Annotated in this window: 21 protein-coding genes, 1 tRNA gene and 1 pseudogene; 10 read left to right on the forward strand and 13 right to left on the reverse strand. The window is 72.4% G+C overall.

Annotated elements, in window-relative coordinates; all coding sequences use genetic code 11:
* Window positions 1-104 precede the first annotated feature (104 nt).
* Both Aau02nite_RS36195 and Aau02nite_RS36200 read left to right on the forward strand, forming a co-directional pair.
* Window positions 105-1,802 (forward strand): YVTN family beta-propeller repeat protein, encoded by a 1,698-nt coding sequence (locus tag Aau02nite_RS36195; protein ID WP_212993134.1) that lies wholly within the window; start codon window positions 105-107, stop codon window positions 1,800-1,802.
* Window positions 1,799-2,974, forward strand: a complete 1,176-nt coding sequence (locus Aau02nite_RS36200; protein ID WP_212993135.1) for a hypothetical protein — start codon at window positions 1,799-1,801, stop codon at window positions 2,972-2,974. Before Aau02nite_RS36195 ends, Aau02nite_RS36200 begins: the two co-directional genes overlap by 4 nt.
* On the opposite strand, the gene Aau02nite_RS36205 is transcribed toward Aau02nite_RS36200, so the two are convergent.
* The 9 genes from Aau02nite_RS36205 to Aau02nite_RS36245 form a co-directional block, all read right to left on the reverse strand.
* A complete protein-coding gene (locus Aau02nite_RS36205) occupies window positions 2,958-4,181 on the reverse strand; it encodes a vWA domain-containing protein (RefSeq protein ID WP_212993136.1) in 1,224 nt (407 codons plus the stop codon). The genes Aau02nite_RS36200 and Aau02nite_RS36205 overlap by 17 nt on opposite strands.
* The gene (locus Aau02nite_RS36210; protein ID WP_438841208.1) at window positions 4,178-5,404 is read right to left on the reverse strand and encodes an AAA family ATPase; all 1,227 of its coding nucleotides are present in this window, start codon (window positions 5,402-5,404) and stop codon (window positions 4,178-4,180) included. Before Aau02nite_RS36210 ends, Aau02nite_RS36205 begins: the two co-directional genes overlap by 4 nt.
* A gap of 5 nt (window positions 5,405-5,409) precedes the next feature.
* Window positions 5,410-6,672 (reverse strand): hypothetical protein, encoded by a 1,263-nt coding sequence (locus Aau02nite_RS36215; RefSeq protein WP_212993138.1) that lies wholly within the window; start codon window positions 6,670-6,672, stop codon window positions 5,410-5,412.
* A 98-nt stretch (window positions 6,673-6,770) separates the two neighbouring features.
* Window positions 6,771-6,959, reverse strand: coding sequence for a hypothetical protein (locus Aau02nite_RS36220; RefSeq protein ID WP_212993139.1), 189 nt, complete (start codon window positions 6,957-6,959; stop codon window positions 6,771-6,773).
* A gap of 12 nt (window positions 6,960-6,971) precedes the next feature.
* On the reverse strand, window positions 6,972-7,883 hold the full coding sequence (locus tag Aau02nite_RS36225) for an ATP-grasp domain-containing protein (RefSeq protein WP_212993140.1): 912 nt from the start codon (window positions 7,881-7,883) through the stop codon (window positions 6,972-6,974).
* A gap of 7 nt (window positions 7,884-7,890) precedes the next feature.
* Complete coding sequence (locus tag Aau02nite_RS36230) at window positions 7,891-8,871, reverse strand: aldo/keto reductase (RefSeq protein WP_212993141.1); 981 nt, start codon at window positions 8,869-8,871, stop codon at window positions 7,891-7,893.
* Between the two features lie 30 nt (window positions 8,872-8,901).
* Window positions 8,902-10,182 (reverse strand): ABC transporter permease, encoded by a 1,281-nt coding sequence (locus Aau02nite_RS36235; protein ID WP_212993142.1) that lies wholly within the window; start codon window positions 10,180-10,182, stop codon window positions 8,902-8,904.
* A complete protein-coding gene (locus tag Aau02nite_RS36240) occupies window positions 10,179-10,868 on the reverse strand; it encodes an ABC transporter ATP-binding protein (protein WP_212993143.1) in 690 nt (229 codons plus the stop codon). The genes Aau02nite_RS36235 and Aau02nite_RS36240 overlap by 4 nt, the downstream gene beginning before the upstream one ends.
* On the reverse strand, window positions 10,865-11,866 hold the full coding sequence (locus Aau02nite_RS36245; RefSeq protein ID WP_246595697.1) for an efflux RND transporter periplasmic adaptor subunit: 1,002 nt from the start codon (window positions 11,864-11,866) through the stop codon (window positions 10,865-10,867). Before Aau02nite_RS36245 ends, Aau02nite_RS36240 begins: the two co-directional genes overlap by 4 nt.
* 278 nt (window positions 11,867-12,144) lie before the next feature.
* Here Aau02nite_RS36245 and Aau02nite_RS36250 point away from each other — a divergent pair, with 278 nt between their 5' ends.
* The 6 genes from Aau02nite_RS36250 to Aau02nite_RS36275 are packed head-to-tail and all read left to right on the forward strand — an operon-like array spanning window position 12,145 to window position 19,120.
* Window positions 12,145-13,644: an aminobutyraldehyde dehydrogenase gene (locus tag Aau02nite_RS36250; RefSeq protein WP_212993144.1), complete on the forward strand. Its 1,500-nt coding sequence runs from the start codon at window positions 12,145-12,147 to the stop codon at window positions 13,642-13,644.
* Between the two features lie 10 nt (window positions 13,645-13,654).
* Window positions 13,655-14,779, forward strand: a complete 1,125-nt coding sequence (locus Aau02nite_RS36255; protein WP_212993145.1) for an ABC transporter ATP-binding protein — start codon at window positions 13,655-13,657, stop codon at window positions 14,777-14,779.
* 2 nt (window positions 14,780-14,781) lie between these two features.
* Window positions 14,782-16,032, forward strand: coding sequence for a polyamine ABC transporter substrate-binding protein (locus Aau02nite_RS36260; protein ID WP_307857973.1), 1,251 nt, complete (start codon window positions 14,782-14,784; stop codon window positions 16,030-16,032).
* 3 nt (window positions 16,033-16,035) lie between these two features.
* Window positions 16,036-16,899, forward strand: coding sequence for an ABC transporter permease (locus tag Aau02nite_RS36265; protein WP_212993146.1), 864 nt, complete (start codon window positions 16,036-16,038; stop codon window positions 16,897-16,899).
* Window positions 16,896-17,726, forward strand: coding sequence for an ABC transporter permease (locus tag Aau02nite_RS36270; RefSeq protein ID WP_212993147.1), 831 nt, complete (start codon window positions 16,896-16,898; stop codon window positions 17,724-17,726). Before Aau02nite_RS36265 ends, Aau02nite_RS36270 begins: the two co-directional genes overlap by 4 nt.
* A 2-nt stretch (window positions 17,727-17,728) precedes the next feature.
* On the forward strand, window positions 17,729-19,120 hold the full coding sequence (locus tag Aau02nite_RS36275; RefSeq protein WP_212993148.1) for an NAD(P)/FAD-dependent oxidoreductase: 1,392 nt from the start codon (window positions 17,729-17,731) through the stop codon (window positions 19,118-19,120).
* A gap of 44 nt (window positions 19,121-19,164) precedes the next feature.
* Here Aau02nite_RS36275 and Aau02nite_RS36280 read toward each other — a convergent pair whose 3' ends face one another.
* The gene (locus Aau02nite_RS36280) at window positions 19,165-20,034 is read right to left on the reverse strand and encodes an alpha/beta fold hydrolase (protein ID WP_212993149.1); all 870 of its coding nucleotides are present in this window, start codon (window positions 20,032-20,034) and stop codon (window positions 19,165-19,167) included.
* A 70-nt stretch (window positions 20,035-20,104) separates the two neighbouring features.
* Here Aau02nite_RS36280 and Aau02nite_RS36285 point away from each other — a divergent pair, with 70 nt between their 5' ends.
* Window positions 20,105-23,299, forward strand: a complete 3,195-nt coding sequence (locus tag Aau02nite_RS36285) for an ATP-binding protein (protein WP_246595699.1) — start codon at window positions 20,105-20,107, stop codon at window positions 23,297-23,299.
* 156 nt (window positions 23,300-23,455) lie between these two features.
* On the forward strand, window positions 23,456-24,340 hold the full coding sequence (locus Aau02nite_RS36290; protein ID WP_212993151.1) for an MHYT domain-containing protein: 885 nt from the start codon (window positions 23,456-23,458) through the stop codon (window positions 24,338-24,340).
* Between the two features lie 86 nt (window positions 24,341-24,426).
* Here Aau02nite_RS36290 and Aau02nite_RS36295 read toward each other — a convergent pair.
* The 3 genes and pseudogenes from Aau02nite_RS36295 to Aau02nite_RS36305 all read right to left on the reverse strand — a co-directional run.
* A tRNA-His gene (locus tag Aau02nite_RS36295) sits at window positions 24,427-24,499 on the reverse strand.
* Between the two features lie 98 nt (window positions 24,500-24,597).
* Window positions 24,598-25,188: an oligoribonuclease gene (gene orn / locus Aau02nite_RS36300; protein ID WP_212993152.1), complete on the reverse strand. Its 591-nt coding sequence runs from the start codon at window positions 25,186-25,188 to the stop codon at window positions 24,598-24,600.
* Between the two features lie 311 nt (window positions 25,189-25,499).
* Window positions 25,500-26,040: pseudogene (locus tag Aau02nite_RS36305) on the reverse strand (hypothetical protein); the annotation flags it as partial.

The raw sequence follows: 26,040 nt of genomic DNA on the forward strand, positions 1-26,040 counted from the left end.
GGTGTCGCCGCAGCCCGACAAGAGTCGATTGATCGGCAGGTGCCAATTTCGGGCTGAGGGTTCCTTCGATGGCGATCGTCACGCAGAATGACTCCGGGGACACTATGAGTGAAAAAGTCTTGCCGACGCAGGTGCTGACCGAGATCGACAGTTCGGTCCGTGAGACTCGCTTGAAGGGTGTGGGCGAGCTGGAGCGGCTCGCGAACGGTTCCGATCTCGCGATGGCCGCCGCGGCCCGGCGTACGTTGATGCGGCTGACCCAGGAGGACAGTCGCAGCGTCGCCGCTGCCGCGGCCGCCGCTCTCGAGCGGACCGCTCTGCGGCTCAATCCGGACCAGGTCCACTTCGGGCAGGTCGCCGCGGGGACGACCCGGCTGGAAGCGGAGGTCCTCGTCGAGGGGCCGCCGCTCGCCGCCGCTGCCGCCGTCACGGTCTCCGGGCCGGGACTGCGGGCGATGCTGGCCGGTCGCCGGTTGCGGATCGCCTGGCTGCCGGCCGCCGACTGGCTGGACGGGACCGTCACGGTGCGTGGCCCGGCCGGTTGGGCCGACGTCCGGGTGACCGGGCAGGTCGCCGCGGGGGCAGCGGTGGCACGCACCGACGGTGAGGAGCAGTTCGCGATCCCCGACGATCCCAGTACGACCCGCATGACCGTGTTGTCCGCACCACCGGCACGCAAGCAGCGGCGGGCACCGGTTCTGCTCGCCGCCCTGGCGGCCGGCGTGCTGCTCGGTGGCGCGGGCGTCGCAGTGGCGCTGAACCGGGGTGACGATCCCGTTCCACCACCGACGCTGGCCCTGGTGCCGACTACGGCGCCGGCGACAGCGGCGGCCGCTGCCACAGGTGCCGCGCCCGGCCCGACCGGCGTGGCCCGGGTGCCGCTGGCGCTGAGCGTGTCGAGCCTGGCCAAGCCGACCATGGTGGGCACGATCCGGGTCGGTGACGAGCCCGAAGGCGTCGTGGTCTCGCCGGACAGCCGTACGGTCTACGTCGCCAACCAGAGCTCGCGCATCCTCTCCGTGCTGGACGTCGCCACCGAGCGGGTCACCTCCGTACGGCTGCGCAACACGCCCCGGTTCGTCGCCACCTCACGCGACGGGCGCCTCGTCTTCGTCTCGATGTACGAGGACGACAAGTCCGGCAGCGGCGTGGCCGTCGTGGATGCCGCCGCCCGCAAGGTCCTGCGGTACATGAGCACCGGCGTGCAGCCGTACACGTTGGCGGTCGGTCCCGACGGGCGGGTCTGGGTGCCGATCCACAGTGAGCGGCGGGTCGAGATCTACGACGCCAGCGGGTACCGGGCGCGGGGGCGGGTCCTCGTGCCGCCCAACCCGCACGCCGTGGCCTTCTCCGGGCCGCTCAAGCGGGCGTACACGCCGAACCACGAGTCGAACGCCGTGTCGATCATCGACATGCGCACCGACCGGCTGCTCAAATCGATTCCGGTCAGCAAGGCGCCGCACAGCATCGCCGTCTCGCCCGACGGCCGGACGGTGCTGGTCGCGGGGTACGAGGCGAACGCGGCCGATCTGATCGACGCCGCCACCCTGCGGCGGATCGGGCCGTTCAAGGTCGGCAAGCAGCCGCAGAGCGTCGCTTTCGCCACCGACGGCGAGCATGCGTACGTGGTCAACGAGGGCAGTAACTCCGTGTCCGTGCTGGACGGTCACACCGGTGCGGTCACCGCGACGGTTCCGGTGGGGCGCAGTCCGCGTACGGTCGCGGTGTCGCCCGACGGCCGGATGGCGTACGTGTCCAACGGCGCCGACGACACCATCTCCGTACTGCGGACAGCATCGTGACCAGCGCCGGCTGGATCGCCCTGGGGATCGCCTTCTTCGGTGCCGTCTGTTACGCCGCCGGTTCGATCCTGCAGTCCGTCGGGGCCCGGCGCAGCACCACCACCGTGCGGGCCCTCGGCCATCCGCTCTATCTGCTCGGCCTGGGCCTCGACATCCTGTCCTTCGTCGGTTCGATGGTCGCGCTTCGCGAGCTGGCGGTGTACCTGGTCGAGTCGGTGCTCGCCAGTTCGCTCGCGATCACCGTGGTGGCCGCCCGGATCTTCCTCAAAGCCCGGCTGCGCAACCGCGACGTGGTGGCTGTCGTGGTCTCCGTCGTCGCGCTGACCGTGCTGGCCATGTCGGCCGGGCCGCAGGACGAGGTCGCCGCGTCGAACGGCCTGCGGTTGGCGCTGTGCTCGGCCGCCGTCGGCCTGGCCGTGATCGGCTGGGGCACGGCCCGGATCAGCGGCTCACCCGGCTGGGTCGCGGCACTGGCCGGGCTGTCCCTCGGCGGGGCGGCCCTGGCCGGCCGGGCCATGCCGATGCCCGAGCACGGGATGGAGAACCCGGGTGGCATGGCCCTGGGCATCGTCACCGAGCCGCTGCTCTGGGCCCTGCTGGTGTTCGCCGTCGGCGGCATGCTGCTCTACACCCACGCGTTGCAGCACGGCGCGGTCGGGCCGGTGACCGCGGTGCTCTGGATCGCCGAGGTCATCGCGCCGTCGGCCGTCGCGCTCCTGGTCATGGGCGACGCCGTGCGCTCGGGCTGGGAAGTGCCGGCGTTGATCGCCGGCCTGGTCACCGTCGGAGCCGCCGTGCTGCTGGCCGGCGCCTCGGGACACGAGCAGACCGCTCAGCCGCCGGAGGCCGTCGAGGCCGCACCGGCGCCGCTCGCGATCGCCGCCGCCGCGCAACCCGCGCCGAAGCCGCACGCCGAACGGGTCATCTGGTGGGGAGCGCCGCCGGTCTGGAAGCCGCCGCAGCGGGCCCAGGCGGCACTCGCCACGCCGGCGACGGCACAACTGGGCTGGCACCCGCCGCCGCGGGTCGCTCCGATCTGGACCGAGCCGCGGCGCCCGGACGGTGACGCCGTCCCGGTGCGTCCCCCGGAGCCGACCGGGCCCCGGCAGCGCCCCTGGTACGACATGGACCCGCCGGTCGAGACGGAGGCCCCGGTCACGAGGCAATGGTGACCACCCGCGCCCAGGCGGGCGGCCGGGACGGCACGTACGCGGAGTTCTCGTCCCACGACTCCTGCTGCCGGCCGCGGCGGAACAGGCCCACGACCGTCCGGCACGCCGGCTGCGCCACCGGCCACGGGGTCTGCCCGTCGGTCAGGATCACGACCACGTCCGGTCGCGGCGTCGTGCGCAGCGCCCGGGAGAAGCCGGCGCGCATGTCCGTACCGCCGCCACCCAGCAGCGGGATGCCCTCGGTCCGGCAGAGCGTGTGCACGACCCGGGGCGCCGCGTCGCACGGCAGCACCGTGACCAGGTCACGCCGGCCGCCGACGGCCTGACCGATCGCGGTGACCTCGAGCACCGCGCTGCCCAGCTCGGCGTCGCTGACCGAGCCGGACGTGTCGATGACCACGGACACCCGCGGCGGCCGGCGGCGCAGGCTGGGCAGGACCACGCCGGGCAGGCCGGCGGACCGGCGCGACGGACGCCCGTACGAGTAGTCGTCGCCCGCCCCGGAGCTCGCGGCCGCCGACCGGATGGCCGCCCCCAGCAGGTCCCGCCACGGCTGCGGGGGATGGAACGCCTCCTGCGCCCACCGCCGCCAGCCCTTCGAGACGTCACCCGGCCGGCCGTTGATGCCCTCCGCCACCCGGAACCGCACCGCGTCCTGCTCCTGCTCGGTGAGGCCGTCCGCGCCGTCGGGTCCCAGCTCCCACTCCCGGTCCAGCCCGTCGGCGCCGCTGCCGCAGTCCAGCCACATCAGCTCCCGGGTGTACGACCGCAGCTGGACGCTGTGCAGGTAGTCCTCCATCAGCTCGTCCTCGGGCAGATGCAGCAGCCGGGGCAGGACGGCGCCGGCCGGTCTGGCCAGCCCGTCGCCGTACACGTCGTCGTTGATCTCGAAGTCGGCGGCGATGTTCATCCGCAACCGCTCCCCCGGCTCGGTCAGCCCGTGCTTCGCGGCGTACCGGTCGCTGCGGCCGTGATGGTCGCGCAGCAGGTGGGCGACCTCGTGCACCCAGGCCCCGGCCAGTTCCTCCACCGGGGTCCGCGCGACGAACACCGGTGAGACGTAACACCGCCAGTACCGGTCGACGCCCATCGTGGGCACCCGCGACGACTCCACCACGTGCAGGGCGAACAGCGCGGTGGCCAGGTACGGCCGGGCGCGGACGGCCTGCAGCCGGGCGGCGAACAGCTTGTCCCGGTCCAGCTTCACCGGCCGCTCCCCGCCGCGGCCACGACGCGGGCACCGGCCCGGTCCGCCCGCCGGGACAGCGAGACCGCGCCGGCCAGGCGGCCGATCGTCGCCGGCACGTCCCAGTCGGCCTGGCGCAGGGCCGCCAGCGAGCCGGCCGGCACCACCACCAGGTCCGGCGGCCCGGTCTCCAGCGCGCGGGCCATGATGGCCCACGCCGCGTCCCAGCGCTGCCGGTCCGGCCGCTTGCGCACCGCCTCGACCACGCCGTCGAGGACGATCTGACGCAGGTCACCGCGCTCGGGCAGGGCAGCCGCCGCCGGGTCGGCCAGCAGGGTCTCGGGGTCGGGCAGATCCATCCGGTCCAGGAAGGCCAGCAGTTCCAGCCCGGGACCGTCCCCGACCGTGCCCCGGACCAGCATGGACAGCACTTCCCGCGAGGTACCCGCGGCGGTGGCGAAGGCGGTCAGCGCCAGGGCCATCTCCCAGCTCCGCGGCGAGGGCCACGGGCCGCCCCGGCGCGGCTCGCCGGCCGGGAGCTGGTGCACGAGGGCGGGACGGACGGCGAGGAATCCGCAGACCGCCCGGCGGGCGAACGCCACCGCCTCGGGCAACCGCCGCGGATCCAGCTCCGGCAGGACGGCCCGGGGCCACGTCCCGCCGAGGCCACGGACCACGACGTCGTGGTCGTGCAGCCACAGCAGGTGCACGAAGCGGTTGGCCAGCGGCGGGCTCAGCTCCCACCCGTCGGCCGCCGAGGAGCGCGGGTTGGCGGCGGCCACGATCCGTACCCCGGGCGGCAACTTCAGGGCACCGACCCGGCGTTCCAGCACCAGCCGCAGCAGCGCGGCCTGAACCGCCGGCGGCGCGGTCGACAGCTCGTCCAGGAAGAGCAGGCCACGACCTTCGCGGACCAGGCGCACGGCCCAGTCCGGCGGAGCCATCGGGACACCCTGGACGGCCGGATCGTCACCGACCACGGGCAGCCCGGAGAAGTCGGACGGCTCGTGCACGCTGGCGATCACCGTGGTCAGGGGCAGCTCCAGGGACGCCGCGAGCTGCTGCAACGCGGCGGTCTTGCCGATACCGGGTTCGCCCCACAGCAGGACGGGCAGATCGGCGGCCACGGCCAGGGTCAGCGCCTCCAGCTGCTGATCGTGGCGGGGCTCGGTGGTGGTGGCGTGCAGCAGCGACAGCAGGTCGGCGGCGACATCAAGACGGGAGTTGCGGGCAGTGAGGGGCACAGTCATCACCTTGGGTGGGAGAAGGAAGAGGGGCGGCCACGGCGCCGGCTGCGCTCGTCACGGTCGGCCGGGAGCGGTGTGCGCCCGGCCAGGCCGGCCCGGAACAGCCGGTGCGTGAGCTGCCGCAGGACCGCGTTCTCCAGCTCGTCGCGCAGGTCACCGCCGCGCAGCACCGCCTGCGGACCGAGCAGCGACTCGACGACGGCCAGGGCTCCGGCGACGTCGCCGTGATCGAGGCGGGCGCGTACGTCGACGAGCTCAGCCGGGCCCCGGTGGGCTTCGTCGATGGCCTGGAGGCAGGGCACGGGGGTGCCGGTCAGGGCGGCCAGCAACTCCTCGCGGCGGATCTCGTCCGGACTGTGGTCCAGCGGGACCAGCATCCCGTCCACGAGCGCGATCCGGTGCTCGGCGCCACGGCAGGCGACCAGGCGGGGACCCGTACCCGGCTCGGGCGCCGGGGTCGGGCGGCGCGGATGTCCCGGCGCGAGCGCGGCCGCGACCAGGGGATGCAACCGGTCCGGCTCGATCAGTCCGGCCCGGAGCAACGCCAGGTCGGGCAGCTCCCACGTCGCCGCGTCCGGCAGCACCGGCAGCGCCGCGGCCCAGCCCCGCACGGGGTCCGGCGAGACCCTGACCGCGCCGGTCCCGGTGAGCTCCAGGATCAACCGACGGCGATGGCCCAGCCGTACGGTCACCGCGCCGCCGCTGCACCCTTCCGAACGCAACAGGATCGCCGCCTCGGCCGCCCAGCGCCCGGCCCGCTCCACGATGGACCGATCGCGGAGCTCGCCGGACCGTCTCGCGTCCCACAGGTGCCGGTGCAGGTCCAGCCGGAACCGCCGGTCGGGACGCGGGCCGCCGGGATCGGCCCGGTCCCACAGCGCGAGGCTGAACCGCTGACCGGCGTCCGCCCAGGCCGGCGGGGTGCGGACGACGAGGTGCACGTCGTCGTACCGGGCCAGGGAGATGGTCAGGCCGGGGCGCAGCAACCCGTCCGGTGCGATCCGCGGCAGGTGCCAGCGCAGCAGGTCAGGAGCGAGGTGCCGCAGGTCGGCCCGGATCCGGGCAGCGAATTCGGCACCCCGGGTACGGGCCACGGCCCGCAGATTGAGGTCGACGTCGACCCGGGCCGCCGCGCACGCCGCCGCCCAGTCGAAGGCGGCCCGGCGGGCAGTCGCCAGCTCGATCATCGAGGGCGGCACGGCGAACTCGCGCACGCGCAGCCAGAGGGAGAGGCGGGATTCGCCATCCGCGATCAGTGAGGGCATCAGCGCTCACCTTTGGCGGACGGAACCCCCAATCGCACACAGGAAGTAATCATCGCCGGGGACCGTACCACCGGCCTTCGGCGGTGGGAAGGCGATTTTCAGGCGGCGAAGGAGACGACGGCCTCGGCCAGCTGGTCGCCGGTCAGGGGTCGTTGCAGATCGTCGAGGGTACGGGCCAGCGCCGGCAGCGCCTGCTCGTCGTCGGCCAGAGCGACCGCCACGAACTCGTGGTCCGGCAGCATCAGCAGGGCCGCGCGATAGCCCGGGAGACGCCCGTTGAGATACATCTGGCGGCCGGCTCACGATCGGCAGCGGCGCTCGACGGCTTGCACGAACAGGCCGGTGGCTTCGGGGATCACGTCGGTGAAGTAGGACGGCTCGAACACTTCGACCTCGATGATCAGCGGGTCGCGGCCCTGCTGCGAGGCGATGTCGATGCGGGCGTAGAGGGGCAGTCCGGCGTCCTCGCCGAGGCCCTTGCGCTCCGCGATGCCGGCGAGGGCGGCGACCGTCCGGCGGCCCAGGTCGATCTCCTCGGCCGACGGGTCCGCCCGGGTGATGACCTCGGTGTATTCGCCGCCCAGGTACGCACCGCCCGGCGCGAGCAAGGGCCCTTTGTGACAGGCGTAGGCGAACTCGCCGTTGAGGAAGAACAGGGCGTTCTCGCCGTGCGCGACGACCGATTCCACGGCCGGCTGGACCATCGCCGTCTTGCCCGAGGCGATGATCCGGGCGGCCAGCTTCGCCGCCCGGGGGTCGTCCGGCTGGAACAGACCGGTGTCGCGGGCGCCGGCCGAGACCGACGGCTTGACCACCACCCGGCTGTCCGCGAGGGCGGCGATCGCGGCCTCCGCCTCGGCGGGCGTGGTGCAGAAGACGTACGGGACGCACGGCACGTCCAGCCCGCGGAAGTCGTCGAGGTAGCGCTTGTCGATGTTCCAGCGGATCAGCTCGGGCGCGTTGAGGATGCGGGTACGCCCGGCCGTGCGCTCCAGCCAGCCGGTGAACTCGGCGTACCGCTCGGGGTAGTCCCACGGTGACCGGATGACCAGCAGGTCGAAGGCGGCCCAGTCGACTGCCGGGTCATGCCAGACCGGGGCGGTGGCTCGAAAACCCGCCGCGGTGAGGCCGTCCAGCAGCACGGCGGTGTCCGGGTCGTGCTCCCGGACGAGCTCGGTGTCGGTGGTCACCAGACCGATGGTGGTGGTCATCCGGCCCTCAGTTGAAGCCGGCGACGGGACGGGGTGCGTAACCGCGTTCGAGCAGTGCCACCTCGTCGTCGGTGAGGGTCAGCTCCAGGGCGGCCACCGCGTCGTCGAGGTGGTGCGGTCTGGTCGCGCCCACGATCGGTGCCGTCACGGCCGGGTTCCGCGCCACCCAGGCCAGGGCCACCTGCGCCCGCGGTACGCCGCGCTTCTCCGCGACCGTGGTCACCGCGTCGACGATCTGCCGGTCGTTGTCCTCGGCGCCCGCGTACAGGGTCTTGCCGAACTCGTCCGTGCCGGAGCGGGTGGTGTCCTGCTGCCAGGGCCGGGTCAGCTTGCCACGGGCCAGCGGGCTCCACGGGATCACCGCGACGCCCTGGTCGAGGCAGAGCGGCAGCATCTCCCGCTCCTCCTCGCGGTAGAGCAGGTTGTAGTGGTTCTGCATGGAAGCGAACCTGGTCCAGCCGTGCAGGTCGGCCAGGTACAGCGCCTGGGCGAACTGCCACGCCCACATCGACGAGGCGCCGAGGTAGCGGACCTTGCCCGCCCTGACCAGGTCGTGCAGCGCCTCGAGGGTCTCCTCGATCGGGGTGGCCGGGTCCAGGCGGTGGATCTGGTAGAGGTCGACGTAGTCGGTGCCGAGCCGGCGCAGGCTGTTGTCGATCTCGGTCATGATGTGCTTGCGGGACAGGCCGGCGCCGTTCGGGCCCGGGCGCATCCGGCCGTGGACCTTGGTCGCGATCACCACGTCGTCCCGGTCGGCGAAGTCCTTGAGGGCCCGCCCGAGGATCTCCTCGCTGGTGCCGTCGGAGTAGACGTTGGCCGTGTCGAAGAAGGTGACGCCCAGGTCGAGCGCCTGCCGGATGAACGGCCGGGCCTGCTCCTCGGGCAGCGACCACGGGTGCCCGCCGCGGTCGGGGGTGCCGTAGCTCATCGCGCCGAGACAGAGGCGGGAGACCCGCAGGCCGGTCGAGCCGAAGTTCACGTAGTCCACTGCTGCATTCTCCGGTGATCGGCCGCCCGGTCAAGCACGCATGACGGTGGCGATCGGGATGCCGGCGGCCCGCAGCGCCGGGATGAAGCCGCCGAGGATGCCGGCGACCAGACCGGCGATGATGCCGGCGATCCCGGCCTCCCACGGGAACTGCAGATCCTTCAGGAAGGGCTCGGAGTCACCGAACAGCACCGAGACGGCCCGCAGACCGGCCGCGCTCAGCCCGATCGCCACGGCCGCGGTGAACAGGCCGGTGAGCAACGTCTCAGCGAGCACGATGCCGGCCAGCAGCATCCGCGGCGTGCCGACCGCCCGGCGCAGGGCGAACTCCTCCACCCGCTCTCCCACGGTGGCCAGGCCGACGTTGAGGATGCCGGCCACGCCGATGAGCAGCACCAGGCTGGCCATCGCCAGGAAGACCAGGCGCAGCAGCTTGAGCTGGCTCTCCATCTCCTTCTTGGTGTCGACGGTCTGGACCCAGGTCTCCGAGCCGATGGCCTTGAGCTTGGTGGTGAGCACCTGCTCGACTGGGCTGCCCGGCGCCACGAGCACCTGCATCTCCCCGCCGCTGTTGGGGTCGGCCACGCCGGCGCTCGGCAGCCAGGTCGCCAGCTCGTCCAGCCGCACGTAGGCGCGTGGCTGGATGTCGCCGTCGTCCACCACTCCGACGAACTGCGGGGTGATGTTGGCCGTCGCGCCGCCGATGCGCATCTCAGCGGGCACCTTGTACCGCTCGAAGCCCTTCGCGGCCTCGCGGTTGACCACCAGCCGCGGCGCCATCGCCGGCACCGTGCCGAACTCGAGCCACTGCCCGGTGCGCGGCCGCAGCGGCCGGAACGGGCGCACGTCGCCGGTCATCGCGGTCAGCCGGACCTCGACCGCCTGCCCCTTGGGCAGGGTGTCGGCGGGCTCGCACGGCCCGGTGCCGTAGCAGACCACGCCGCCGCCCCAGTCCTCGTCGAACGGCGCGGCGCCCGGGTTGACCGGCGTGACGTTCGGCTCGCCGATCATCGCCGTGAGGCCCAGCATGGCCACCGCGTCGGTGCGGCCGTCCACCGTGTCGAGCACGATGTCAGTGGCCTTGGGCTCCATCGGCATACCGATGATCGTGGTGCCGTCGACGGCCGAGGCGAGCTCGATGTCCGACAGCAGCGCCTTGTCCGCGATGCTGGCGCCGGCCTGCACGACCACCACCGCGAGGACGCCGAGGAACAGGCTCACCATGGACAGCAGAGTGCGCATCTTGCGGGCGCGGATGCCCTGCAGCCCGATGATCAGCGCGGACCGGAACCGGCCGGAGAGCCGCCTCACGCGGTCACCCGCTGGGTGAGGACCCCGTCGACCAGGTCGAGGGTGCGGCCCATCCGGGCGGCGTGGTCCCGGTCGTGGGTGACCAGCACCAGGCCGCAGCCCCGCTCGGTCGCGGCCAGCAGGGCGTCGATGACCGCGGTACCGGTCTCGGTGTCCAGCGCGCCGGTGGGCTCGTCGGCGAGCAGCACCATCGGGTCGCGGACCAGCGCCCGGGCGATCGCCACCCGCTGCTGCTCACCACCGGACATCCGGGCCGGGCGGTTCTTGGCCAGGTGGGCGATGCCGACCTGCTCGAGGGCCTGCAGGACGCGGGCCCGGCGTTCCCGCCGGGGCAGCCAGCCCTGGCCGTTGACCAGCGCCATGGAGACGTTCTGGGCCGCGGTCAGGTGCTTGAGCAGGAAGAAGCGCTGGAACACGAAGCCGAAGTGGGAGCTGCGCAGCTTGGCCGCCCGGCGCTCGGGCAGCCGGCTGATGTCCTGGCCGGCGAGCAGGTAGCTGCCCTCGTCCGCCCTGTCGAACAGGCCCAGGACGCTGAGCAGGGTGCTCTTGCCGGAGCCGGACCGGCCCACGATGGCCACGCTCTCGCCGGCCTGCACGGTCAGGTCGACGCCGTCGAGGATGGTGCGCGGCTGCTGCTGACCCTTGAGGACCTTGGTGATGCCGGTCAGCTCGATCAGCGCGGTCATCCCACGGCCCCGGAGGGCTGGTCGCCGGGGTTGGGGTTCTCGGGGGCGGCGGGCAGGTTGGGGCCGGGGATCGCCACGGTCTCGTCGCCCTTGAGGCCCTTCTTGATCTCCACGACCTTGCCGTCGGTGAGGCCCAGCACCACGTCGACGGTCTTGCGGACACGATCCGCCCCGACCACGTCGACCTTGCCCTTGCCCTGGGTGCCGGCGACCGCCTCGACCGGCAGCACCAGCACGTCGCTGGCCTTGCCGGTGACCATCTCCAGGGTCACCGCGGCACCGTTGATGAGCTTGATGCCCTTGCCGGCGGTGCAGACCAGCCGCAGGCCGGTCGGCTCGGAACCCTCGCTGCCACCCGCGGGCGGCTGCTCGGGCTGCGGGGCGGGCTCGCCGGTGGCGCCCGGGGACGGCGAGGCCGGCGGCGGCTCGGGGATGGTCCCGGCCGGCAGCGCGGCGATGGTGCCGAGCGGCTTGCAGGGGAACGGTCCCGGGCCGTTCTTGATCTGGCCCTGGACGGACTTCGCCGAGCCGGAGATCCGGTACGCCAGCGCACTGTCGATGTCGGCGACGACCGCATACCCGGCGCGCTTGGCGGAGATCACCGGCATCCCCGCGGTGACCGTGGTCCGGTCGTCGAGCAGCCGGCCGGCCAGGATGGAGTTCTTCGGCATCAGGACCTTGTGCGGCGTGCCCTGGTCCCAGACCGTGGCCACCCAGGTCGCCTGGGTGCTGGCCGAGGTCGAGGGCCGGCGCTGCACGTAGCGGAGCTCACCGTCGACCGGCGCGACGATCCCGTAGACCGGGTTGATCGCCACCTTGCCGTTGAGGCTGATCTTGTTGGTGAGGTCCTGGCGGGTCGGCTGGACCGTGGTCAGCACGGTGCCGCGCGGCTCCAGTCCGGGAGTCCCGGCCTCGTCGGAGGAGCCGGAGCAGCCGGCCAGCGCCGCCACGACGGTCATCCCCACGAGTGCGCGGGGCAGGAGCCTGCGTCCGTCCACCGGTTCCCCTTAGCTGTTCGAGCCGATCGTCGGCACATCGATGGCCGTCCAGAGATGATCTCCGATCCGAACGGCGCTCGCAGACGGTACATCGACTTGGCAAGCGATCCAGATGCACCGGATTGTCGGGCCGCCGGGAACGCGGGGATCACCCTGCGGAAACGGGCCCGGCGACGGTTATCCGCGCCGGATTGCGTAGTTGCGCGCGGGTGCGCGCTCCTGATTCCGTTTCGGTCTTGCAAAATCCCTCGGATTCCCTTGTCTTTAGGTCTTCGGCTATGTCAAGGTCCACCTCTTCGTGTGGGGGCTGTCACAGGCCCGGGGCGGGAGGTCCGATTTCCGTGAGCACCGACCTACCGGTCCTCCACAACTTCATCGGCGGGTCCAGCACGGACACCGCCGACGGCGCGACGTCGGCGATCGTCGACCCGTGCACCGGGGAGGCGTACGCGTACGCCCCGGTCTCCTCCGCTGTCGATGTCGCCGCCGCGATGCAGTCCGCCGAGGCGGGCTTCGAGGTGTGGCGGGACAGCACACCGGCCGAGCGGCAGCGCGCCCTGTTGCGCATCGCCGACGCCGTCGAGGCCCGGGCCGACGAGATCATCGCCGCCGAGTGCCGCAACACCGGCAAACCGGTCGAAGCCACCCGGCAGGAGGAGATGGCGCCGCTGCTGGACGAGCTGCGCTTCTTCGCCGGCGCCGCCCGGATGCTGGAGGGCAAGTCCGCCGGGGAGTACCTGCGCGACCACACCTCCTGGGTCCGGCGCGAGCCGATCGGCGTCTGCGCCCAGGTGACACCGTGGAACTACCCGATGGTCATGGCAGTGTGGAAGTTCGCCCCGGCCATTGCGGCCGGCAACGCCGTGGTGCTCAAGCCCTCCGAGACCACCCCGGTCAGCACCCTGCTGCTCGCGGAGATCGCCGCCGAGTTCCTGCCGCCGGGGGTGCTCAACGTCGTCTGCGGTGACCGGGACACCGGCCGTGCGCTGGTGGTGCACCCCACCCCGCAGCTCGTCTCGATCACCGGTTCCACCCGGGCCGGCATGGCGGTAGCCGCCGCGGCCGCCGCCGACCTCAAGAAGGTCCACCTGGAACTGGGCGGCAAGGCCCCGGTCATCGTCTTCGACGACGTCGACCTCGAGGCGACCGCCGCCGCCGTGGCGGGCGCCGGATACTTCAACGCCGGGCAGGACTGCACCGCCGCCACCCGCGTGCTGGTGCACGCCCGGGTCGCGGCCGACTTCACCGCCGCGCTGGCCGCCGCGGCCCGGGACACCCGGGTCGGCGGCCCGGCCGATACCGGCGCCTACTTCGGGCCGGTCAACAACAGCACCCAGCTGGACCGGGTGCGCGGCTTCCTGGACCGCACGCCCGGCCACGCCCGGGTGGTGACCGGCGGGCAGCGCATCGGTGACCGCGGGTACTTCCTCGAGCCGACCGTGGTGGCGGGCCTGCGCCAGCGCGACGAGATGATCCAGGACGAGATCTTCGGCCCGGTCATCACGGTGCAGGAGTTCGACACCGAGGACGGCGCCGTGCGCTGGGCCAACGACGTGCGCTTCGGGCTGAGCGCGAGCGTCTGGACCCGCGACCACGGCCGGGCGATGCGGGTGTCACGCCGGCTGAACTTCGGGGCGGTGTGGATCAACACCCATCTGCCGTTCGTGTCCGAGATGCCGCACGGTGGTTACGGCCACTCCGGTTACGGCAAGGACCTGTCCATGTACGGCTTCGAGGAATACACCCGGATCAAGCACGTGATGAGCAACCTGGCCTGAAGAGGTATGAATGACCACTGCTGTTGACGAGGACCCCGGCCGGCCGGCCATCGAGCTCGCCGGCGTGCACAAGGACTACCTGTCGCACGGCGAGACGGTGCAGGCCGTCCGCCGGCTGGACCTGAGCATCGCGCAGGGCGAGTTCTTCTCGCTGCTGGGCCCGTCGGGCTGCGGCAAGACCACCACGATGCGGATGATCGCCGGCTTCGAGGAGCCCACCGGGGGCACGGTGTTCCTGGACGGCCGGGACGTCACCCGGGTCTCGCCCAACAAACGCGACGTGAACATGGTGTTCCAGTCGTACGCGCTGTTCCCGCACCTGAACGCGTACCAGAACGTGGCTTTCGGGTTGGAGCGCAGGAAGGTCGACAAGGCCGAGATCCGCCGCCGGTGCGGCGAGATCATGGAGATCGTCTCGCTGACCGGCATGGAGAAGCGGGCCCCGCGCGAGATGTCCGGCGGCCAGCAGCAGCGCGTCGCGCTGGCCCGTGCACTGGTCAACCGGCCCCGGGCGCTGCTGCTGGACGAGCCGCTGGGCGCGCTGGACCTGAAGCTGCGCCAGCAGATGCAGGTGGAGCTCAAGCGTATCCAGCGCGAGGTCGGGATCACCTTCGTCTACGTGACGCACGACCAGGGCGAGGCGCTGACCATGTCGGACCGCATCGCCGTGATGGACGCGGGCCGCATCGACCAGCTCGGCTCCCCGCGGGAGATCTACGAACGCCCGGCGACCCGCTTCGTGGCCGGCTTCATCGGCACCTCGAACCTGCTCGACGGCACCGTGGAGAGCATCACCGGTGACGTCGCCCGGCTGAGCTACGGCGAGGGTGAGCGGGTGCTGGTCCCGGTGAGCGGGACCATGAAGACCGGCGACGACCTCGAGGTCTCGGTCCGGCCGGAGAAGATCGACCTCTCCCAGCAGCCGCCGGACGGCGACGGCACCAGCGTGCTCACCGGCGTGGTGACCGAGGTCGTCTACCACGGCACCTCGACCAACTACACGGTCAAGACCTCGGCCGGCCCCGACCTCGTGGTCTTCGACCAGAACGCCTTCTCCGCCGAGGACCTGGCCGGCCCCGGCGACCGCGTGTACCTCAGCTGGAGCCCTCAGCACTCTTACCCGATCGGAGTCTGATCGTGCAGTCGAACCTCCCCGACCCCTCCCTGATCCGCGGCATGACGCAGCGCCGGCTCGGCCGCCGCGACGCGTTGCGGGTGTCCGGCCTGTCGGCGTTCGCCATGGCGCTGGCCGCCTGCGGCGTCAAGGGCACCGGCTCGACCACGCCGAGCGCCCCCGCCCCGGACGCGGTGGCCAAGTACTGGGCCGGCAAGACCAGCAACGGCACCGTGAACTTCGCCAACTGGCCGCTCTACATGGACCCCGAGCAGCCCGAGCTGAAGAAGTTCACCAAGGCCACCGGGGTCGCGGTGAAGTACCAGGAGGTCATCCAGGAGATGGGTCCCTGGTTCGCCAAGGTCCAGCCGCAGCTCGCGGCCAAGCAGTCGATCGGCTACGACCTCATGGTGATCACCAACGGCATCCAGTTCAAGCAGTTCGTCGACTCCGGCTTCCTGGCCCCGCTGGACCACTCCAAGCTGCCCAACTACGTGGCCAACGCCGACCCGTCGTACGCCAAGGAGGCGTTCGACCCGGGCAACGTCTACACGATCCCGTGGACCTCCGGGATGACCGGCATCGCGTACGACCCGAAGAAGATCACCCGGCCGATCACCAAGCTGGCCGACCTGTGGGACCCGGCCTTCAAGGGCAAGGTCGGCATGTACTCCGACACCCAGGAGCTGGGCAACTTCGGCATGATGGCGCTCGGCATCGACCCGGCGAAGTCCACCCCGGAGGACTGGAAGAAGGCCGCCGAGAAGCTCAAGGAGCAGAAGGCCGCCGGCCAGGTCCGCAACTACTACGACCAGAGCTACGTGGACGCGCTCGGCAAGGGCGAAGTGTGGATCACCCAGGCGTGGTCCGGCGACATCTTCCAGAAGAACGTCTCCGACGGCACGGATTTCAAGTTCGTGATCCCGGAGGAGGGCGGCACCATCTGGACCGACAACTTCGCCATCCCGATCACCGCGCAGAACCCGGTCGACGCGATCAAGCTGATGGACTTCTTCTACGAGGTGGAGAACGCGGCGACGCTGGCCGAGTACATCAACTACGTGTGCCCGGTGCCGGCCGCCCAGGCCAAGATCAAGGAACACGCGGCGGCCGCGTCCGGTGACGACAAGTCCGCGCTGGAGGCGGTCGCCGCCAGCAATCTGGTCTTCCCCACCCAGGCCGACTACGCGAAGCTGCACTACTTCCGGGACTTCGCCACGCCCGCCGAGCAGCAGGAGTACCAGAGCATCTTCGAGCCGATCGTGCTGGCCTGACCCGTGTCGCGCTCACGGCGTGTGCTCGCGCCCTACCTGCTGATCCTGCCGGGCGGTCTGTGGCTGCTGCTGTTCTTCGTGATCCCGATGGTGACGATGCTGTCGCTGTCCCTGCAGCAGGGCGACATCGTGTCCGGGTACGTCTTCACCGGTCACTGGCAGACGTACGTGGACGCCGTCGTCAACTACCGCACGCAGCTGGTCCGGTCGCTGATCTACGGGGCGGTCACCACGGTCATCCTGATCGTGCTCGCCTTCCCGGTCTCGTACTGGATCGCCTTCTACGGTGGCCGGCGCAAGCCGACCTACCTGTTCCTGCTGCTGCTGCCGTTCTTCGTGTCCTTCGTGCTGCGCACCATCTCGTGGCGCTACATCCTGACCGACGAGGGCATGCTGCTCGGACCGCTGAAGAGCGCCGGTCTGCTGCCGGACGGCTTCAACATCCTGGGCACCCCGGTCGCGGTGATCGGCGGGCTGGTCTACAACTTCCTGCCGTTCATGGTGCTGCCGATCTACGTGGCGCTGGAGCGCATCGACCCCCGGGTCGTCGAGGCCGCGCGTGACCTGTACGCCGACCCGGCCACCGCGTTCCGCAAGGTGATCCTGCCGCTGGCCCTGCCCGGGGTCTTCGCCGGCGTGCTGATGACCTTCGTGCCGGCCAGCTCCGACTACGTCAACTCCGCGGTGCTGGGCAGCTCCTCGACCACGATGATCGGGCAGGTCATCCAGTCGCAGTACCTGACCAGCTCCAACTATCCGACGGCCTCGGCCCTGTCCTTCACGCTGATGGCGGTGCTGCTGGTCGGGGTCTTCGCCTACGCCCGGGCCCTGGGCACGGAGGACGTCATGAAGGTGGCGGCGCGATGACCCAAGTCGTCGAGGAAGCGCCCGCGGTCGCTCCCCGCCGGTCCCGGCTCACCGGCGGGCGGGCGCTGTCCATCTACAGCTGGCTCATCATCGCCTGGCTGATGCTGCCGGTGCTGATCATGATCCTGTTCGGCTTCAACGACACCCCGGGCCGCTACAACCAGACCTGGGAGGGCTTCACGCTCAAGTGGTACGGCCGGGTCTTCGCGCTCGACGAACTGACCAAAGCCCTGGTGATCTCGCTGGTCGTCGCGGTGCTCACCGCCGTCTTCGCGGGCGCGCTGGGCACCGGCATCGGTTACGCGCTGGGCCGCTACCGGTTCCGCGGCTCGGGCACGGTCAACCTGATCATGTTCGCCACCATGTCCTCCCCGGAACTGGTGATGGGCGCCTCGCTGCTGACGCTCTTCGTCTCGCTGGGGGTGGGACTGGGCGCCACGACGATCACGATCGCGCACATCATGTTCTCGATCTCGTTCGTCGCGGTGGTGGTGCGGGCCCGGGTGCTGACCCTGGACCGCTCGGTCGAGGAGGCCGCGGCCGACCTGGGCGCCAATCCGTGGACGACGTTCTGGCGGATCACCTTCCCGATCATCATGCCCGCGGTGATGTCCGGCATGCTGCTGGCCTTCGCCCTGAGCATCGACGACTTCGTGGTCAGCAACTTCACCGCGGGCACCACCACGACCTTCCCGCTGTGGATCTGGGGCGCGACCCGGGTCGGCCTGCCCCCACAGGTCAACGTCATGGGCACGCTGATCTTCGTGGGCGGGGTGCTGATCGCGGTGGTCAGCAGCGTGCGGTCGCGACCCCGGAAGAACTCCTGAGCATGGTGGCGCGCGCGCTCGCCGACGCGGAGCCCGAGCCGTACTGGCTCGCGCAGGCGGGCGCGCCGCCGGCCGCCGACCCGCTGGACGGGATCGACGCGGCGGACCTGGCCGTGGTCGGCGCCGGCTACAGCGGACTGTGGACCGCACTGCTGGCCAAGGAACGCGACCCCGGCCGCGACGTCGTGGTGATCGAGGCGGGCACGGCCGGGTGGGCGGCCTCCGGGCGCAACGGCGGGTTCTGCGCGGCCAGCCTCACCCACGGCTTCGACAACGGACTGAGCCGTTTCCCGGACGAGATGGACACCCTCGAGCGGCTCGGCCGGGCGAACCTGGACGGCATCGAGCAGACCGTCCAGCGGTACGGGATCGAGTGCGACTTCGCCCGCACCGGGGAGCTGAGCGTGGCGACCGCCGAGTGGCAGGTACGGGATCTGGCCGCGTACCACGCCGAGGCCACCGGGCGCGGGCTGGACGTCACGCTGCTGGACCGCGACCAGGTGCGGGCCGAGGTCGACTCGCCCACGTACCTCGGCGGGGCCTGGGACCGCACCGGCTGCGCGATGGTCGACCCGGCCCGGCTGGTCTGGGGTCTGCGCCGGGCCTGCCTGCAGCTGGGCGTCCGGATCTACGAGAACTCCCCGGTCGAGCGGATCAGCTCCACCCGCAGCGGGCTGAGCCTGCACACCTGGCGCGGCCGGCTGGACGCGGCGAAGGTGGCGCTGGCCACCGGGGCGCACGGCAACCTGCTGCGCCGGCTGCACCACTACGTGGTCCCGATCTACGACTACGTGCTGATGACCGAGCCGCTGACCGCCGCGCAACTGGCGTCCGTCGGCTGGCAGCGGCGTCAGGGCGTGGGCGACGCGGGCAACCAGTTCCACTACTACCGGCTCACCGCGGACAACCGGATCCTCTGGGGCGGCTACGACGCGATCTACTACCGGGGCGGGCGGATCAGCCCGGAACGCGACCAGCGCGAGGCCACTTTCGCGGTGCTGGCCGAGCACTTCGCGCAGACCTTCCCGCAGCTCGACGGCGTGCGTTTCACGCACAAGTGGGGCGGCGTGATCGACACGTGCAGCCGGTTCAGCGGCTTCTTCGGTACGGCGCACAGCGGCCGGCTGGCGTACGCGGTCGGCTACACCGGGCTGGGCGTGGGCGCCACCCGCTTCGGTGCCAACGTGATGCTGGACCTGCTCACCGGCGAGCGGACCGAACTGACCCGGCTCAAGATGGTGCGCCGCAAGCCGGTGCCGTTCCCGCCGGAACCGGTGCGCTCCGGGGTGATCGAGCTGACCCGCTGGTCCATCGCCCGCGCGGACGCCCACGAGGGCCGCCGCAACGTCTGGCTGCGCACCCTGGACAAGGTCGGCCTCGGCTTCGACTCCTGAGGACCGGCACAACTTGTTGCGGGGCCCCGTGGCCGCCCGGCCCGCTACCGGCTCAGCAGACCGCGCAACGCCTTGACCACCTCGGCCGGGGCCTCCTCGGCCATGAAGTGCCCGCACGAGACCGTACGGTGCTCCAGGTCCGGCGCCCAGGCCCGCCAGATGGCCGCCGCGTCGAAGCCCAGCGCCGCGCCCCAGTCCTGCTGCAGCACCGTCACCGGCATCCGGAGCTGGTTGCCCGCCGCCCGGTCGGCCCGGTCGTGCTCCACGTCGACGCCGGCCGAGGCGCGGTAGTCCGCGACGATCGACGGGACCGCCTCGCGGCAGGCGCGCAGGTAGGCCGCGCGTACGTCGGCCGGGATGGTCTGCGGGTCCTGCGTCCAGATGTCGAGGAAGTGGCCGAAGAAGGCGTCCGGGGCCGCGCCGATCAGTTCCTCGGGCAGGCCGGGCGGCTGGGCCATCAGGTACAGGTGGAAGCCCACCGCCGCGCTGACGCCGTGCATGACGTCCCACATGTCCAGCGTCGGGAGCACGTCGAGCGACGCCAGGTGGGTGACGGCCTGCGGGTGGTCGAGGCCGGCCCGGATGGCGACCAGGGCGCCCCGGTCGTGCCCGGCCAGGGCGAAACGGTCGTGGCCCAGCGCGCGGGCCAGCGCCACGATGTCGGCGGCCATGGTCCGCTTGTCGTACGCGCCACCGGCGGGCTTGTCGCTCGCGCCGTAGCCACGCAGGTCGGGGCAGATCACGGTGTGGTCGGCAGCGAGGTCCGCGGCCACATGCCGCCACATCAGATGGGTCTGCGGGAAGCCGTGCAGCAGCACGATCGGGCTGCCCGAGCCGCCGACCGCGACGTTGAGCGCCACGTCGTCGGCGACGGTGACGCGCTGGTAGTCGAATCCGGTGAGGGAAGGGTTCATGTCCACCAGGCTGCGCCGGCTTGATCAGCAGCGGATCAGCAGCGGATCAGCACGCTGCTTAGATGGGGTCATGGTGGCCTTCGGTGTGCTCGGACCCGTGCGGGCGAGCACCGCGCTGGGCCCCGTACCGCTGAAAGGTCCGCAGCACCGGGCCGTGCTGGCCCGCCTGCTGATCGCGCGCGGCCGGGTCGTGCCGATCGACCGGCTGGTCGACGATCTGTGGGAGCAGCCGCCGCGGGGTGCCGTCCCGGCCATCCGCACTTTCGTGTCGGATCTGCGCCGGGCGCTGGAGCCGGGCCGCCCACCGCGGCAGCCGGCCCGGCTGCTGGTCACCGCGCCGCCGGGGTACGCGCTGGAGGCGGCCCCGGACGCGGTGGACGCCTGGCGGTTCGAGGCGGCCGTGGCCGCGGCGGGTGAGCTGCTCGGCGCCGGATCGCCGGCCCGGGCCCTGGCCGAGCTCGATGCGGCGCTCGCGCTCTGGCAGGGTCCGGCCTACGCGGAGTACGCCGACCGCGGCTGGGCCCGCGCCGAGGCCGACCGGCTCGACGAGCTGCGGCTGCTGGCGATCGAACGCCGCGCCGAGGCCCTGCTCGCGCTGGGCCGGGCCGCCGACGCCGTCTCCGGACTGCAGGCCCACGCCGCCGCCCAGCCGTTGCGCGAGGACGCCTGGCAGCTGCTGGCCACGGCCCTCTACCGGGCCGGACGCCAGGCCGAGGCACTGGCCGCGCTGCGGCAGATCCGCGCGACGCTGGTGAGCGAGCTCGGCGTGGACCCCGGCCCGCGCCTGCGCCAGCTGGAGGCCGACATCCTCGCCCAGGCGGCCCATCTGAGCCCGCCCGAGCCCGCTACGCCCGAGCCGGCTCCCGTCGGCCGTGCGGACGAGCTGGCTCTCGTCGGCCGTGCGGACGAGCCGGTGCAGCCGGTGCAGCCGGTGCAGCCGGTGCAGCCGGTGCAGCCGGTGCGGGCAGCCGCGGGCGTCGCCGCGCCGGAGCCGGCTCTCGTCGGCCGGGACGAGGAACTGGCCCAGCTGGCGCGCGCGGCCGAGACGGTGACCGCGCGGGGCCGGGCCGCGCTGGCGCTGGTCTCCGGCGAGGCCGGCGCCGGCAAGACCACCCTGGCCGAGGCGCTGACCCGCCACCTGGTCAGCCTGGGCTGGGCCGTAACCCGGGGACACAGTCCGGGCTACGAGGGCGCGCCGGTGACCTGGCCCGGAGTCTGGGAGGAAGCCGAGCCCGCGGGGGATCCCGCGGTGGCCCGGTTCCGCCGGCGGCAGGCTGCGGTGGCGCGGCTGACCGCACCTGCGGCCCACGCACCCGTGCTGCTGATCGCCGACGACCTGCACCGGGCCGACGAGGCGACGCTGGACCTGATCGCCGCGCTGGCGGTCGAGCCGGTGCCGGTGCTGATAGTCGCCACGTTCCGGGCCACCGAGATCACCCCGGAGCTGACGGCGGCGCTGGCCCGGTTCGCCCGGGCCGAGCCGGTGCGGGTCTACCTGGGCGGGCTGGACGAGGCGGCGACGGCGGCGCTGGCCCGTACCGTGGTCGGGACCGGCCTGGACGCACCGGCCGCGCGGCTGATCCACCGCCGCAGCGGCGGAAATCCGTTCTTCGTCCGCGAGCTGGCCCGGCTGCTCGCCGCCGAGGGCGACGCCGCCCTGGAGCAGGTGCCGGCAGGCGTCCGCGATGTCATCCGGCACCGGCTCTCCCGGCTGCCGGAGTCCGCGCAGAGCGTGCTGCGGCAAGCGGCTGTGCTCGGCCGCGACGTCGACCCGGAAGTGCTGGCCGAGCTGGCCGGCGACGCGACGGCGACGCTGGATGCCCTGGACGCGGCCCTGCGGGCCGGCCTGCTCGCGGAGGACGGGCCGGGCGGTCAGCCGCGGTTCACCCACGTACTGGTCCGGGACACGGTCTACGGCGACCTGTCCGCGCTGCGCCGGGCCCACTGGCACGCCGCCGCCGGCGCGGCGCTGGAACGCCTGCATCCCGGGGACGTCACCGCCCTCGCCCACCATTTCGCCCGGGCGGCGACCCCGGCCACCGCGGTCCGGGCCGCCCGCTACAGCGGGGCAGCCGCCGAGCAGGCCGAACGCAGCTCACGCCCGCACGAGGCCGCCCGGTTGTGGCGGCAGGCCGTCGACGCGTACGACCGCAGTGCCGAGGCCGACGACCGGGGCCGGCTGGCGGCCGTCATGGGGCTGGGCCGGGCTCTCGCCGTGACCGGGCACCTGGACGAGGCCCGCGCGCTGCGGGCCGAAGCCGTCGCCGCCGTCCGGCACCTCGACGACCCGGAGCTCGCCGCGAGCGTCCTGGCCGCCTTCGACGTGCCGGCGGTCTGGACCCGCAACGACGACGACCGGCTCTCCGGGCAGATCGTCGAGCTGGCCGAGCGGACCCTGGCCACCCTCGGCCCCGACCGGCCGGAGCAGCGCAGCCGGCTGCTGAGCACCATCGCGCTGGAGCTGCGGGGCACCACCACGGACCGGGGTGACCGGGCGGCGCGGGAGGCCGAGGCCCTCGCCCGGCAGGCCGGGGACCCGGCGCTGCTGGCGTTCGCCCTCAACGCCCGGTTCATGCACACGTTCGCCCGGACCGGGCTGGCCCGGGAACGGGCCGCGATCGGCACCGAGCTGGTCGCGGTGGCCGCCCGGCACGAGCTGGTGACCTTCGAGGTCCTCGGTCATCTCATCCTGCTCCAGGCCCACAGCGCGCTCGGCGAGCCCGCCGTCGCCGACGCCCACGCGCAGGCCGCCGACCGGCTCGCCGAGCGCTACGACCTGCCGCTGGTCGGGGTCCTGACCCAGTGGTGCGCCGCGCTGCGCCTGGCCCTGGCCGGCCGGGTCGCCGAGGCGGCCGCGGCGTACCGGGCGGCGCAGGTCAGGCTGGACGGCAGCGGCATGCCCGGGATGGCCGGGGGTCTGCTCGCGCTGGCCCTGCTCACCCTGGACCCGGATGGTGCGCCGGACGGTGACTTCGGCCCGTACGAGCCGTGGGCCCGGCCGCTGGTGCTGCTGGCCGGCGGCGACCGGGCGCGGGCGGCCGCGGCCCTGCGCGCGGTCCCGGAGTCACCGCACGACCTGTTGTGGGAAGCGCGGCTGGCTCTGGTGGCCCGGGCCGCCCGGGTCCTCGACGACCGGGCGACGCTCGCCCGGGTCCACGCGGAGCTGCGTCCGGCCGCCGGCGAGCTCGCCGGAGCCGGCAGTGGCGTGGTCACCCTCGGTCCAGTCTCCGATCACCTGGGGCAACAACTGCCTCGTCCGTCCTGACCGATCGTTCCGGTCGACGGTCACCGCGGGCCTCCGAACAGTCAGGACTGCCCCGTACCAACGTTGATTTCCGGTCCGGGCGCCCTTCATCCCGGTGCCGAACGCGAATAAGCCAGGAAGGATGCATCGGTAGGTCGATCTAGGGAGTGACCAGGCATGGCGCAGATCCACCACTTCGAGCACGGCTGGCTGACGCCGACGTTCAGCTACACGCTGTCCGTGCTCGGATCCCTGCTCGGGCTGGTGTGCGCCGTCCGGCTGCGCACGGCGCCGAGCGCCGGCTGGCGCGCCTGGTGGCTCACCCTCGCGGCGGTCGCCATCGGCGGCACCGGCATCTGGACCATGCACTTCGTGGCCATGCTGGGCTTCAGCGTGGTCGGCATGCCGATCCGGTACGACGTCCCGGTGACCACCCTGAGCGCCCTCATCGCCATCGGCGCCGTCGCCATCGGCCTGTCCATCGCGGCCCGGGGCACCAAGGTCCACGGCGCCCGGCTGATCATCGGCGGCCTCTTCGCCGGCCTCGGCGTGGCGGCGATGCACTTCACCGGCATGTACGCGATGCACCTCGACGGCACCATCGACTACCTGACCAGCCGCGTCGTGGCAGCGGTGGCCATCGCGGTCGTCGCGGCGACCGTGGCGCTCTGGCTGGCCATGACGGTGCAGCGGCCGCTCGCGATCCTGGCGTCCGCGCTGGTCATGGGCATCGCGGTCAACGGCATGCACTTCACCGGCATGTCCGCCATGTCGGTGCGCCCCGATCCCGCCGCCACGGGCGCCTCGGTGACCGGGGCGAGCGCGAGCACGCTGCTCATCCCGATCGGCCTGACCGTCATCTTCGGCATCCTCGGCCTGATCTACGCGCTGATGGCGGCACCGACCGAGGAGGACCGGGCGGCGGCGGCGTACCTGGCGGCGCGGCTGGAGCGCGAGAACGACGACGATCTGTACGAGCCGGCGCCGCAGCAGGGGCCCAACGGGCGGCGCATGCCCACCGGCGGAGCAGCGTGGACCTTCCGCGACCGGGCGGGCCAGTAGGGCCTCTCCGAGCACGGCTCGGGTGCGGAAACCGCAAGAGCGCCTGACCGCTTCCGCGATCAGGCGCTCTGCCTTGACTATCTCTGGGTGACCGACGGGACTTGAACCCGCGACCCCCGGGACCACAACCCGGTGCTCTACCAGCTGAGCTACGACCACCATGCCGCGCTGCCGCCGGAAACTCCCCGCGGCGCGTGCCGGACAAGCATAGCGGCAGCACCCCCGCAGTCGTCGACCGGGTTACCGCTCGGCGTGGCTCACAGCTCCGCGGCGATGGCCCGGGCCTGGTCGACGTCCGGACCCGGCAGCGGCACGAACACCGTGCGGCGGTAGTACTCCAGCTCACGGATGCTCTCGCGGATGTCGGCCAGCGCCCGGTGGGCCAGGCCCTTCTGCGGCTGGCCGAAGTACACCCGCGGATACCAGCGGCGGGCCAGCTCCTTGATCGAGGAGACGTCGATCATGCGGTAGTGCAGGAAGTCGTCCAGCGCCGGCATGTCACGGGCGAGGAAACCCCGGTCGGTGGCGATGGAATTGCCACAGAGCGGGGCCGAGCGGGGGTTGGGCACGAACTGCTTGATGTACGCGAGGACGGCCTCCTCGGCCTCCGCCATGGTGACGGTGGAACGGCGCACCTCGTCGGTCAGGCCGGACTTGGCGTGCATCTCGCGCACGACCTCCGGCATCGCGTCCAGGGCCGCGTCGTCGGCATGGATGACGAGGTCGATGCCGTCGCCGAGAACGTCGAGATCGGGACCGGTCACCAACGCGGCCACCTCGATCAGGGCATCCTTGCCCAGGTCGAGACCCGTCATCTCACAGTCGATCCACACCAGAAGATCCGCCACCCGCCCAGCCTACGCGCCGCGCGGAAGACGTGTCGCCGCGTCCGCCGTACCCACCCGCCGGGGACGCCACACCAGCACCGGGCACGTTCACCCTGGATTGTCCGTATTAACCCCAGGACTACCCAGTTCCGCCGTCCAGGGGTTAAAGTGTGCTTAACGGACGAAGCCCCCCTTCGGTTACTCCGTTCCCCCGGTAAAAGGGCCCTCCGCGTCGGCAGCGCGGAGGGCCCTTTTCGGTGTCGTCCCGTCGGATCGGCCGGGCGGCCGCAACCCCGTCGAACAGGTCACGGCCGCCCAGGCTTTACGCCAGGTCAGTCCTTCGACCGCGAACCACCCTTACGCGGCGGCCGGGTCACCTTGATCGGCGGCTCCTGGGTCGCCGGATCCGGAGCAGGCAGCCCGGAAGCGGTGACATTCTTCCGCCGGCGCCGGGCGGCCGAGTCACCCCCGAGCAGCTCCGCCACCTCCGCCTTGTACGCCGCCAGCCGCGAGAGGGAGCCTTCGGGCTTGCGTTTGCCCTTGTCGGCTTTGCCTTCTTCGGCCTTGTCAGCCGCCTTCTCGGCCCCCGCTTTGCCAGCCTCGGCCTGCTCAGCGCCCGCCTTCTCGGCTGTGCCCAGCGCAACCTTGGCCAGATCGGCCTTCGCCGGGTTCGCCTTGGCCGGGTCGGCCTTCGCCTGGTCGGCCTTCGCCGGGTCGACCTTCGCCGGGTCGACCTTGCTGGTCGCCTCCGCGGTGGCAGCCGGACGGGCGTCAGCCGGACCCGCGCTGATCGGGTTGGCGACAGCCGGGCGGGCGTCAGCTGAGCTGACCGGGCGAGCGCCAGCCGGGAGCACGTCAGCCGAACCTGCGCTG

The organism is Actinoplanes auranticolor (assembly GCF_018332655.1).
In the GTDB taxonomy this organism is placed as follows: domain Bacteria; phylum Actinomycetota; class Actinomycetes; order Mycobacteriales; family Micromonosporaceae; genus Actinoplanes; species Actinoplanes auranticolor.